Here is an 11264-nt window from a genome sequence, read left to right as displayed (position 1 = left end):
CCAGTCAAACGCAGAAAGCCCGGACGTGCCGGGCGGGGTTGATATAGCCATTCGACCGGGCCGTGTCAGCCCCCGATTTGGCATGGCCCAGCGGCGAGCTCAGGGTACAAAAAAAGACGTGGATGCCCAGCACAAAGCCGGGCAAGACGGGCCCAAACGATCCTAGATTCGCATCCATGCGCCCAAGCCTGCTCAATCCGCTGTTTGCTGCCGTGACCAGCCTGCCCGGCGTCGGTCCGAAGCAGGACAAGCTGCTGCAGTACCTGCTCAGCCGCAGCGAGACGCCGCGGCTCGTCGATCTCCTGCTGCATCTGCCGAGCCAGGTGATCGACCGCCGGGCACGGCCGAAGATCCGCGACGCAGTGCAGGGAACCATGGTGACGCTGGAGGTCACCGTCGACCGCCACCGCCCGCCCCCGCCGCGCAATTCGCGCGCACCGTATCTGGTCTACGCCAGCGACGACACCGGCGACGTCGTGCTGACCTTCTTTCGCGCCAAGCCGGGCTATGTCGAGAAGCTGCTGCCGGTCGGCGAGAAGCGCTACGTCTCCGGCACGCTTCAGATGTACGACGGCATCCCGCAGATCGTGCATCCCGACCGCGTGCTGGACGAGGAAGCGATCTCGAAACTCTCCGGCATCGATCCGGTCTATCCGCTGACGGAAGGCCTCGCGCTCGGCTCGCTGCGCCGCGCGATCGCGCAGGCCCTGGAGAAGCTGCCGGCGCTGCCGGAATGGATCAGTCCGGAGGTGATGCGACGCTGTAATTTTCCGCCGATCGCCGAAGCGCTCAATCGGGTGCATCAGCCTGTCGAGCTCACGGACATCCTGCCCGACCAGCCATTCTGGTCGCGCCTCGCCTTCGACGAGCTCCTGGCCGGGCAGCTCGCGCTGGCCCTGATCCGCGCGCAACTGCGCCGCCCCGCCGGCGTGCGCAATGCCGGCGACGGTCACCTCCGCAACAAGATCATCGACGCCCTGCCCTATGCACTGACGCCCTCCCAGCGCAGCGCTGCGGCGGCGATCGCCGAGGACCTGCAGCAGCCGGTGCGCATGCTGCGCCTGCTGCAGGGCGATGTCGGCTCGGGCAAGACCGTGGTCGCGCTGCTCGCGGCCGCCGCCGTCGCCGAGGTCGGCAAGCAGGCCGCACTGATGGCGCCGACCGAAATTTTGGCGCGCCAGCACATCAAGACCATCGCCCCGCTCGCCGAGCGGGCCGGCATGCGCGTCGCGATCCTCACCGGCCGCGAGAAAGGCAAGGAGCGGCGCGAGATCATCACGCAGCTCGAAGCAGGCGAGATCGATCTGCTCGTCGGCACCCACGCCCTGATCCAGGACGACGTGATCTTCCACGACCTCGCGCTCGCAATCGTCGACGAGCAGCACCGTTTTGGCGTGCGCGAGCGCCTGGCGCTAACGTCGAAGGGGGAAGCCGTCGACGTGCTGGTGCTCAGCGCCACACCGATTCCGCGCACGCTGGTGCTGACCTATTTCGGCGACATGGACATATCCGAGCTGCGCGAGAAGCCTGCCGGCCGGCAGCCGATCGACACCCGCGCCGTCGCCATGAGCCGGCTCGGCGAGGTCATGGACGGCGTCGGCCGCGCGCTCGACGTCGGCAAGCTGGTCTACTGGATCTGCCCGCTGGTGGAGGAGTCCGAGGCCGAGGGCACCGAGCACCTCACCAACGCGACCAAGCGTTTCGAGAGCCTGCAAAAGCGTTTTGGTGATCGTGTCGGCCTCGTCCACGGCCAGATGAAGGGCACCGACAAAGACCGCGTGATGGGCCAGTTCGCCGCTCACGAGATCGGCCTTCTGGTTGCCACCACCGTGGTCGAGGTCGGCGTCGACGTGCCGGCGGCGACCATCATGGTGATCGAGAACGCGGAGCGTTTCGGCCTCGCCCAGCTGCACCAGTTGCGCGGCCGCATCGGCCGCGGCTCGGAGGCCTCGACCTGCATCCTGCTCTATAGCGAGCCGCTCGGCGAGATGTCCAAGGCCCGGCTCAAGGTGATCCGCGAGACCACCGACGGTTTTCGCATCGCCGAGGAAGACCTGAAGCTGCGCGGCGAAGGCGACGTGCTGGGCGTGCGCCAGAGCGGCCTGCCCGGCTACCGCATTGCGCGGTCGGAGGTCCACGGCCAGCTCATCACCCAGGCGAGAGACGAGGCGCTGCGCATCCTGAAAGACGATCCGAAGCTGAAGGGCGAGCGCGGGGAGGCGTTGCGCTGCCTGCTGTATCTCTACGAACGGGACGAGGCGATCCCGCTCATCGGGGCGGGTTAACCTGCCGTTCTTCGTCGTCCAACCTCATGGGCTGCCACGTGCGCGCGGGCCAGATCCAGCAGCGGCGTGTCGATGCCAAGCTCTCGGGCGCGATTGGCCATATCGCCAAGGATGTGCTCGGACTCGGTGACCGAACCGCGCTCGATGTCGCGCAGCATCGATGCCTTCAGCGGCGAATCCAGCGTCGTGAAGAGCTTGCGGTCGAACTCGATGAAGGGAGCGCGCGGCTCGAAACCCGACGCCGTCGCAACGGCACAACATTCGGCGAACAAGCGGAAAATGGACTGCTCGCCGTTCGGCACGGCCAGGATGTCGCCGATGCTGGCGCGCATCAGGCAGGTGATGCCGGCGAGCGTCGAGAGCTGAACGAACTTCTCCCACATGTCCTGCATGATCGCTTCGCTGGCACGCACGTCGATGCCGGGAACGTCGAGCAGCCCCTCCAATGCGAGCGCGCGCTCGCTCAGCGCCCCCTCGACCTCGCCGAAGACGATGGTCTGGTTGGCCATGAACTGAACCACCCTGCCATCCGCATCCAGCCCGGCGCTGACGTTCGCGAGACCACCGAGGACGCGCGCGGCGCCGAACCGTGCGGCGAGAGCGTCGACATGTTTCAGACCGTTCAGGATCGGCAAGATCAGCGTGCTCGGGCCGACCGCGGGCGCAAACTGGGTCATCGCGTCATCAAGCGAGTAGGCCTTCACCCCGACGAGCACGACGTCAAATGGCTCCTTGAGGTCCTTCGCCAGAACGATCCTCGGCTGCACGGCAAAATCGCCGTGTGGACTCACGACTTGTAGTCCGTTCAGGCGCAGTTGTTCGGCCCGCGTCCCGCGCACCAGGAAGGTCACGTCGCGGCCTGCTCGAACCAAGCAAGCTCCATAATAGCCGCCGAGCGCGCCAGCGCCGATCACCAGCACTCTCATTCGAACTCCCGTTGCAGAGGAACCGCAAAGACAATAGCAGATGCGCTCCGCAGCGTCTCCTCCGTGACGGCTTGGATAAAGCTGTTGTAGCAGACCGCCCCTTCCGCCGCGGCCGCTTTCGTGAAACCTTCTCGCGATGCGCCGGATCATTGTCGTTGGCTCCCAGGGCAGCGGAAAGACGAGCCTCGCCCGGAGTCTCGGGCGCAAGCTCGGCCTGCCCGTGGTGCATCTCGACGTGCTCTATTGGCGGCCGGGCTGGAAGCCATCGGACAAGGCGAGCTTTCGGGCAAATGTCACTGAAGCCATCGCCGGCGACGCCTGGGTCGTCGACGGCAGCTTCTCGGATCTGGCCTTCGATCTCACGATCGCACGCGCCGATATTCTCGTTGTCATCGACCGTCCGCGCTGGCTCTGCCTGTGGCGCATTCTCTGGCGCTCGGCGTTCGATCGCGATACAAGGCGGCCCGATCTGCCGGAGGGATGCCCGGAACAGTTCGACTGGAAGCTGATGCAGGAGGCATGGGGCTACGACACCGAGCGCGTGCCCGTCATCGAGGCCGAACGTCTTCATTACGGCCCCGATGTCCCCGTCCTGCGCCTGAGGCGCGACCGGGACATTCAGGGCTTTCTGGACTCGGTCTCAGCAAACGGCGAGTGAACGCAATCCGGATCAGGATTTGGTCCGCGCGATCCCCGCGGCGAATGTCTTCATCAGTTCTGCATCCACCGCCTCGCCCTTCGCGTCTTCCGCCAGATGCTCGAACCAGCGTGCAAAGCCCTCGTAGATCTGGCTGGCCGGATGGTCGGGCCCGAGGAAACCGGAAATCTCCCGCATCTCCGCGACCCAGCGATAGGCTTTCGGAATCATGTCCGGCAGCGCGACCTCAAGCCGGGCCAGGATCGCGGGTTGGCTCAGTGCCAGCTCGTCGCGCAGCGCATCGGCCGCGCCCGCTTTCGTGGCCGCGACCACCATGGCTGAGCCGATGCCGGCGAGGCCCTTGACGATGCCGGCATAGGACATTTTCAGAGCGGACGCCGCGCCGACCGGGCCCTCGACGATCCGCACGTCCAGCCCGAAATCCTTGAGTACGGCGACGTCTTTGGCGTGCTCGCCGGACACGTAGAACGCAGGACTTTTACCGCCCGGCTGCGGCGGAAAGCCGATGATCCCGCCATCGACGAACGGCGCCTGCGCCGAGCCGATGATCTCCTCGATCCCACGTACGGTGTCGACGTTGACGGCGTTGCAATCCACGACGATGGGCTTGTTCTCACGCCTGACGATCAGCGCCGCCAGCCGCTCGGCCAGCGCGACGGCTTCACCCGGCGGCACGATCGAAAGAATGATGTCGGCGTCCGCAATCGCCTCGTCCTCGGCGCCGATCATGCCGGCGTCTGCTGCGCGCTTTTTCGTCGCCTCGCTCCGCCCTTTCAAGGACGTCAACACCCGCGCGCCATGCTCGCTGAGACGGCGCGCGATGGCGCTGCCCATGGCGCCGGGCGCGAGGATCGCGATGGTTTTGGACATCATGCACTCCAGATCGAATGCCGAGCGAGGCGCTCAGGTCACCGGAGAATAGCAGAGGGCGCGAACGCAGCGTGACCGGCGGCCATCCCGCGCGGGAATGGCCCTACTCCACCTTCGCAGGCTCGGGCCGAATCGCCGACGCATTGGCGATGCGCGCGGCATTCGCCATGCCGGCAAGCGCCGCGGCCTTCTTCGGATCTGGTGCCGAGCCGGGCTGCACCACGCCGGCCGACATGATCAGCGTCGCGGCATCCTCCGTGCTCATATCGACCTCGACGATCTTGCTCTTGGGCACATAGAAGAAGAATCCGGTGGTCGGGTTCGGCGAGCACGGCAGGAACACCGAGACGTGCTCCTCCTGCCCCGGCAGGCTACGCGCGACCTCTTCATTCGGCGATTGCGAGATGAGCACGATCGACCACATGCCCGGCGAGGGAAACTCGACCAGGCCCACTTTCCGGAAGCTCGAGCCCTTGCCCGAGAACAGCGTCTCGAACACCTGTTTCAGGCCACGGTAGATGGCGCGCACGGCCGGGATCCGGCCAAGAAACGTTTCGCCGACGTCAACGAGCGTGCGGCCGATCAGGTTAGCCGCGAGGAAGCCGACCAGTGTGAGCGTGAAGAATGCGACAACCAGTCCCCAGCCGGGAATGACGTAGGGCAAATACGTCTCCGGCCGGTAGGCCAGCGGCACGAACGGCCGCACCACGCCGTCGACCCAGGTGACGAACCACCACACCAGATACAGCGTGATGGCGATCGGCCCTGTGACGACGAGGCCGGTCAGAAAGTAATTGCGGAAGCGGCCCATCAGGCCGGTATGCGGTTCCGGCAGGGGATCAAGAGGCGCAGGCGCGTCGTCGCGGGGGTTCATTCGGGTTCCAGGTCGGTCGCAGCATACAAGCTAGGGTCTTCTAGCAGGTTTTGGAAGACCGCGACCGACTGATATCCCGTCTGCCTATTCCACAGTCACCGATTTCGCGAGATTACGCGGCTGGTCGACATCGGTGCCCATCACGACAGCCGTGTGATAGGCGAGCAGCTGCACGGGGACGGCGTAGACCATCGGCGTGAAAGCCGCCGCCATGTCTGGCATGACGATGGTGACGAGGGACTCGACCGTCGCCTCTTCCGCGCCCTTGGCGTCCGTCATCAGGATGATGTTGCCGCCGCGGGCGGCGACCTCCTGCATGTTGGAGACCGTCTTTTCGAACACCCGATCGTAGGGCGCGATGACGACGACGGGCATGGTCTCGTCGATCAGCGCGATCGGTCCATGCTTGAGCTCGCCGGCGGCATAGCCCTCGGCGTGGATGTAGGAGATCTCCTTCAGCTTCAGCGCGCCTTCCAGCGCCAGCGGGAAGCTGGTGCCGCGGCCGAGATAGAGCACGTCACGCGACTTGGCGATCCGGTGCGCGAGCTTCTCGATCTGGAGCTCGGTGGTGAGCGCGTCCGCCATCAGGCGCGGGACCTCGACGAGACCGTGGACCAGCTTGGTCTCGTCCTCGTCGGAGAGTTCGCCGCGCGCCTTGCCGGCGGCGATCGCAAGATTGGCCAGCACCATGAGCTGACAGGTGAAGGCCTTGGTCGATGCGACGCCGATCTCGGGACCGGCCAGCGTTTGCAGCACGGTCTCGCTCTCGCGAGCGATCGTCGAGGTCGGCACGTTGACGACGGCGACCGTGTGCACGCCCTCGGCCTTGGCGTAGCGCAGTGCCGCCAGCGTGTCGGCGGTCTCGCCCGACTGCGAGATGAAGATGGCGAGATCGCCCTTGCGCAGCGGCGCTTCGCGGTAGCGGAATTCGGAGGCGACATCGACCTCGACCGGCAGGCGCGCAAAGCGCTCGAACCAGTATTTTGCGACGAAGCCGGCATAGCTCGCGGTGCCGCACGCCGTGATGTTGATGCGCTGGATGGTCTTGAAGTCGAAGGGTAGCTTGACCGGCAGCGAGACCCGCTCCGTCGCCATGTCGACGTAGCGCGCCAGCGTGTGGCCGACCACTTCCGGCTGCTCGTGGATTTCCTTGGCCATGAAGTGACGGTAATTGGCCTTGTCGACCAGCGACGTCGAGGCGGCGTGCTTGATCTTGTCGCGCTGGACGGCGTTGCCGTCCTTGTCGAAGATATCAGCGCTCTTGCGGGTCAGCACGACCCAGTCGCCGTCCTCGAGATAGCTGATCGTGTCGGTGAACGGGCCGAGCGCGATGGCGTCGGAGCCGAGATACATCTCGCCGTCGCCATAGCCGATCGCAAGCGGCGGGCCGTTGCGGGCGCCGATCATGAGATCGTCGTCGCCGGCGAAGATGAAGCCGAGCGCGAAGGCGCCGCGCAGGCGCCCCAGCGCCAGCTTCACCGCCTCCACCGGCTTGTTGCCGCGCGCGAGCAGATCGTCGACGAGGTGCAGCACGATCTCGGTGTCGGTCTCGGTGTGGAACACCGTGCCCTTCTTCTCGAGCTCCTCGCGCAGCTCGCGGAAATTCTCGATGATGCCGTTGTGGACCACGGCGACGCGCTCGGTCGCGTGCGGATGGGCGTTGTTGACGGTCGGCTTGCCGTGGGTGGCCCAGCGGGTGTGGCCGATGCCGGTCGTGCCCTTGAGCGGCTCGGCTTCCAGCCGCTTCTCCAGGTTCTTGAGCTTGCCCTCGGCGCGGCGGCGCTCCAGATGCTTGCCTTCGAGCGTGGCGACGCCCGCCGAATCGTAACCGCGATATTCGAGACGTTTGAGCGAATCCACCAGTTGCTCTGCAACCGGCTCGCGCCCGAGAATGCCGACAATCCCGCACATGCGGATCACTATCCCCCAAATCGTCGAAAAATCGCCTAAACGACGCGCCCGGTTTGTAGCGAAATTCCCAAGGAACCATATACTCAATAATTATTGCGGATTGAGACAGCCTGGACCGCGACCTGAGCTTAGCCTGCGTCGAATTGGCCGGCGTTAAACCGCGCGCGTTAACTTGTTGTCAACATGTTTGACCAACGATTCCGGTGCAGGAGAGCAAAGCCATGAAAGGCTCGTCCGACCGCAAAGGTCTGTCATCGATGTCCGTGCGCGCCAGCGAGACCACGGGCACGCACCTTGCGCATTGGCCGCCGCCCCAGCGCGGCAAGGAAAGCAAGCCGGTCTTCCTGAAGCATCCGGAAGGCGAGCCGGTCAAGCGCGCCAAGCCGCGCGGCTGGCGCCTGACCCGCGCGATCTTCTCCGAATTCGCCGACGACGAATAGCGGACGCCTCACCACCCGAGAACCAGGGCGAACACGAGGAAAACGACGGACGCCCAGAACGTCAGCCCGGTGACCAGGGATGCGATCTCGGTCGGGTCGCGCTCGCCGAACTGTTCCAACACCCATCGTCCGGGCGGCATGACGACGTGCTTGACGAGGAATGCGATCGGATCGTCGGCGAAGTCCTCATCCATGAGCGCGTCGCCTTGGCAACACCGAACAGCAATCGGCACGCGGCCGCCTACTTCTCCGGCTTCTTGCCGCCCGTCTTCATCTCGCGGTAGCGCGCCGCTCCGCCCTCGCGGATGGTCTGCTGGTTGCGCTCCAGCGCCATGGCATCGTCGGGCACGTCGCGCGTGATCACCGAGCCCGAGCCGATATAGGCGCCGTTGCCGATCTTGACCGGGGCGACCAGCGAGGAATTGGTGCCGACGAAGGCGCCCTGCCCGATCACCGTCTTGTGCTTCTTGAAGCCGTCGTAGTTGCAGGTGATGGTGCCGGCGCCGATGTTGGAATTGGCGCCCACGGTGGCATCGCCGATATAGGAGAGATGATTGACCTTGACGCCCGCCTCCAGCGTCGCCGCCTTGGTCTCCACGAAATTGCCGATCCGCGCACCGTCGCCGAGCGAGGTGCCGGGCCGCAGCCGCGCATAGGGACCGATCGAGACGTTCTTGCCGAGCGTCGTCTGCACGATGTGCGAGAAGGAATGGATCACGGTGCCGTCGGCGATCGACACGCCGGGGCCGATCACCACGAACGGCTCGATGGTGACGTCCTTGCCGAACACGGTGTCGGCGGCGAGATGAACCGTCTCCGGCGCGATCAGCGTGACGCCGGCTTCCATCGCCGCCTTGCGCAGCCGCGCCTGCATCACGCCCTCTGCTTCCGCAAGCTGCGCCTTGGTATTGATGCCGCGCACCTCGTCCTCGCTGGTCTCGATCACCACGGACTCCCATCCCTGCTTGCGGACGATTTCGACCGCGTCGGTCAGATAATACTCGCCCTTGGAATTGGCGTTGCCGATTTGCCCAAGGATTTGGAGCGCCCGGCGGCCGTCGATCGCCATCACGCCGGCATTGCACAGATCGATCTTGCGTTCGGCTTCGCTGGCGTCGGCCTGCTCGCGGATCGCGACGAGGCGGTCGCCTTCGACGATGAAGCGGCCGTAACCCGTGGGATCGGCAGCGCGAAAACCGAGCGCGGCGATCGCAGCGCCCTTGGCGAGCGGCGCGCGCAGCCGCGCAAAGGTCTCGGCCGAAATCAGCGGCGTATCGCCGAAGGCGATCAGCAGATCGTCGGCGCCTCGCGCGATCGCCTCGCGCGCCGCCAGCACCGCATGCGCGGTGCCGAGCCGCTCGGCCTGCACGAAGGTGAGTGCGTCGGGCCTGACGCGCTTGGCCTCGTCCGCGACCGCCTGGTGGTCGGGACCGATCACGACCGCGAGCGAGCTACCGGTTCCCTTGGGAGCGGCGCCGAGCACATGGGCCAGCAGCGTCTGGTGAGCGACCGGATGCAGCACTTTCGGCAGGCTCGATCGCATGCGCGTGCCTTCGCCGGCGGCGAGCACGATCGTGAGGCTGGAACGGGCGGTCATCGAAATCCTGTCAGATACGGCCGAATCATTTGGCGCGACGGGCGGGCCACCCGCAAAGGGTCTCGCCTTGCTACCCCCGCAAACGCCCGGAATTCAAGTGCGACGGGGTTTTCCTGTTAATGTTCCCTGATTGATTCGGGGAAGCTTCGGGGCTGGGCACTTAACGTTCATGGCAAAGGATTCCGACCCATTGGCGGATGCCTTCGGCACCAAGGAGACCGGCGGGCTATTCTCCGGACTTGTGGCTGAGGAAGGCGCGTTCGATCGCCGCATGATGTGGCGGCTCGGCTCGTGGGGCGTGGCGGCCGTTGCCGCCGTCACCATCGCGGTCATGGCCAATCAGGCTCAGCTCGGCTGGCGGCGCGACCAGGTTGCGTCCGCCGATCTGGCGCGTCAGGCCGACCGGCTCCAGCTGCTCACCAGGGAGAGCCAGAACGAGGCTCGCCGGCTCACTGCAGCCATCGAGACGCTGAATACCGATCGCGACCGACTGTATTCGCGCGTCACCGTGCTGGAGCAAGGGCTCGATTCCGTCACCGGCGCCATCGCCAAGCAGACCACTGCGGCACCGCAGGCCGGTAAGGCACAGGATGCCGGGCCCGCAGCCCCGAGCGTCGCACCGGTAGCCTCGACGCCAGCTGCCGCCGCCGACAAGCCTCGGACCGAGGCCGCCAAGGAGCCGTCCAAGGACACCTCCAAGGACACGTCCAAGGACACGTCCAGAGATACTTCCAAGGAAGCATCCAGGGACACGCTGAAGGAAGTTGCAAAGGACCCGTCGAGCCCGCCGCCGCAGACTGCCGCTGCCGCCTCGCTGGTGCAGCAGTCGCCTTCCATGACTTCAGCTTTGCCGGCCGTCTCGCTGGTACCGTCCAAGTCGATCATGGCGCCGCCCGATCCGGCCGCATCGAAATTGATGCAGCCGGAGACCAACGAGAAGGCTGCCGAGAAGAAGATCGAGCCGACACCCGGTCCGACCGAAGCCGTCGTGGCAGCCGCCAAGCCAGCGGAAGCAACCGAGAGCGACTCCCCCGCGATCGCGGTTCAGCAGACGCGCTTCGCGATCGATCTCGGCGGTGCCAATTCGGTGGACGGCCTGCGCGCGCTCTGGCGCGGCGTGAGCAAATCCAATCCGGAAATCGCGGCGCTGCGACCGATCATCATGATCAAGGAAGGCAATACCGGGCTCGGCATGCAGCTCCGCCTCGGCGCCGGCCCCCTGGTCAACGCCGCCGCCGCCGCGAAATTCTGCGCGAGCCTCGCCGAGAGCAACCGTCATTGCGAGACCACCGTGTTCGACGGCCAGCGCCTGTCGATGCGCGGCTCGGAAAAGGCGGAGAAGGGACAGGAAAAGTCTCAGGACAGGGTTCAAGAGAAGAACACGGAGAAAAACCAGGACGCGGCCCCGCAAGCCGAAACTGCGCCCGCGCCCAGCGCCAAGCCCGAGAAGCCGCAGCGCCGCCGCAGCTATTCCTCAAAGCGATCGTCGAAGCGCGAGGAGCCCGCGCCACCGCCCGCAGCGCCGCCAGCACCGGCCAAGCCGGAGACGGCGTCGGCGGCATCGACACTGACATCCTTCTTCAGGCGGTAGGACGCCGCCCATCTCGACGGCAACCGCTTGCATGCGGCGATCGGACGCTGCGACCTGCGCTGCCCATTTGCCGCGGATTTGCGTTCATTCACGGCGCGCTCCACGCGTTGCG

10 protein-coding genes are annotated in these 11264 nt (G+C 65.9%); 4 read left to right on the top strand and 6 right to left on the bottom strand.

Annotation, left to right across the window (positions count from 1 at the left end; translation table 11 throughout):
- Window positions 1-176 precede the first annotated feature (176 nt).
- Window positions 177-2285 (top strand): ATP-dependent DNA helicase RecG, encoded by a 2109-nt coding sequence (gene recG / locus AC0WRY_RS17005; protein WP_491120011.1) that lies wholly within the window; start codon window positions 177-179, stop codon window positions 2283-2285.
- On the opposite strand, the gene panE is transcribed toward recG, so the two are convergent.
- Entirely contained in the window at window positions 2282-3211 is a 930-nt protein-coding gene (gene panE, locus AC0WRY_RS17000) for a 2-dehydropantoate 2-reductase (RefSeq protein ID WP_491120009.1), read from the bottom strand. The two genes, recG and panE, sit on opposite strands and share 4 nt — an antisense overlap.
- Window positions 3212-3347: 136 nt before the next feature.
- Here panE and AC0WRY_RS16995 point away from each other — a divergent pair, with 136 nt between their 5' ends.
- On the top strand, window positions 3348-3869 hold the full coding sequence (locus AC0WRY_RS16995) for a P-loop NTPase family protein (RefSeq protein ID WP_491120007.1): 522 nt from the start codon (window positions 3348-3350) through the stop codon (window positions 3867-3869).
- A gap of 12 nt (window positions 3870-3881) precedes the next feature.
- Here AC0WRY_RS16995 and AC0WRY_RS16990 read toward each other — a convergent pair whose 3' ends face one another.
- The 3 genes from AC0WRY_RS16990 to glmS form a co-directional block, all read right to left on the bottom strand.
- Complete coding sequence (locus AC0WRY_RS16990; protein WP_491120005.1) at window positions 3882-4739, bottom strand: NAD(P)-dependent oxidoreductase; 858 nt, start codon at window positions 4737-4739, stop codon at window positions 3882-3884.
- Window positions 4740-4842: 103 nt separating this feature from the next.
- The gene (locus tag AC0WRY_RS16985) at window positions 4843-5613 is read right to left on the bottom strand and encodes a DUF502 domain-containing protein (protein WP_491120003.1); all 771 of its coding nucleotides are present in this window, start codon (window positions 5611-5613) and stop codon (window positions 4843-4845) included.
- Window positions 5614-5697: 84 nt separating this feature from the next.
- Entirely contained in the window at window positions 5698-7524 is a 1827-nt protein-coding gene (gene glmS, locus AC0WRY_RS16980; RefSeq protein WP_194408064.1) for a glutamine--fructose-6-phosphate transaminase (isomerizing), read from the bottom strand.
- A gap of 221 nt (window positions 7525-7745) precedes the next feature.
- On the opposite strand from glmS, the gene AC0WRY_RS16975 reads away from it, so the two are divergent.
- On the top strand, window positions 7746-7964 hold the full coding sequence (locus AC0WRY_RS16975) for a hypothetical protein (protein WP_194408063.1): 219 nt from the start codon (window positions 7746-7748) through the stop codon (window positions 7962-7964).
- Window positions 7965-7972: 8 nt separating this feature from the next.
- Here the strand turns inward: AC0WRY_RS16975 and AC0WRY_RS16970 are convergent, their stop codons facing one another.
- Together AC0WRY_RS16970 and glmU are read right to left on the bottom strand one after the other, a co-directional pair.
- Complete coding sequence (locus AC0WRY_RS16970; protein WP_491119999.1) at window positions 7973-8158, bottom strand: hypothetical protein; 186 nt, start codon at window positions 8156-8158, stop codon at window positions 7973-7975.
- A 47-nt stretch (window positions 8159-8205) separates the two neighbouring features.
- Window positions 8206-9561 carry a bifunctional UDP-N-acetylglucosamine diphosphorylase/glucosamine-1-phosphate N-acetyltransferase GlmU gene (gene glmU, locus AC0WRY_RS16965; protein ID WP_491119997.1) on the bottom strand — a complete coding sequence of 452 codons (1356 nt, stop codon included), beginning with the start codon at window positions 9559-9561 and terminating at the stop codon, window positions 8206-8208.
- 169 nt (window positions 9562-9730) lie between these two features.
- Here glmU and AC0WRY_RS16960 point away from each other — a divergent pair, with 169 nt between their 5' ends.
- Window positions 9731-11152, top strand: coding sequence for a hypothetical protein (locus AC0WRY_RS16960; protein ID WP_194408060.1), 1422 nt, complete (start codon window positions 9731-9733; stop codon window positions 11150-11152).
- Window positions 11153-11264 lie beyond the last annotated feature (112 nt).

This window comes from Bradyrhizobium sp. T-12 (genome assembly GCF_058314695.1).
This window is presented reverse-complemented; position numbering and strand designations above follow the sequence as displayed.

What these genes read in the sequence shown, in the direction of transcription:
- recG (WP_491120011.1), top strand. Translation starts at nt 177, where the DNA reads ATGCGCCCAAGCCTGCTCAATCCGCTGTTTGCTGCCGTGACCAGCCTG.
- panE (WP_491120009.1), bottom strand. Translation starts at nt 3,211, where the DNA reads ATGAGAGTGCTGGTGATCGGCGCTGGCGCGCTCGGCGGCTATTATGGA.
- AC0WRY_RS16995 (WP_491120007.1), top strand. Translation starts at nt 3,348, where the DNA reads ATGCGCCGGATCATTGTCGTTGGCTCCCAGGGCAGCGGAAAGACGAGC.
- AC0WRY_RS16990 (WP_491120005.1), bottom strand. Translation starts at nt 4,739, where the DNA reads ATGTCCAAAACCATCGCGATCCTCGCGCCCGGCGCCATGGGCAGCGCC.
- AC0WRY_RS16985 (WP_491120003.1), bottom strand. Translation starts at nt 5,613, where the DNA reads ATGAACCCCCGCGACGACGCGCCTGCGCCTCTTGATCCCCTGCCGGAA.
- glmS (WP_194408064.1), bottom strand. Translation starts at nt 7,524, where the DNA reads ATGTGCGGGATTGTCGGCATTCTCGGGCGCGAGCCGGTTGCAGAGCAA.
- AC0WRY_RS16975 (WP_194408063.1), top strand. Translation starts at nt 7,746, where the DNA reads ATGAAAGGCTCGTCCGACCGCAAAGGTCTGTCATCGATGTCCGTGCGC.
- AC0WRY_RS16970 (WP_491119999.1), bottom strand. Translation starts at nt 8,158, where the DNA reads ATGGATGAGGACTTCGCCGACGATCCGATCGCATTCCTCGTCAAGCAC.
- glmU (WP_491119997.1), bottom strand. Translation starts at nt 9,561, where the DNA reads ATGACCGCCCGTTCCAGCCTCACGATCGTGCTCGCCGCCGGCGAAGGC.
- AC0WRY_RS16960 (WP_194408060.1), top strand. Translation starts at nt 9,731, where the DNA reads ATGGCAAAGGATTCCGACCCATTGGCGGATGCCTTCGGCACCAAGGAG.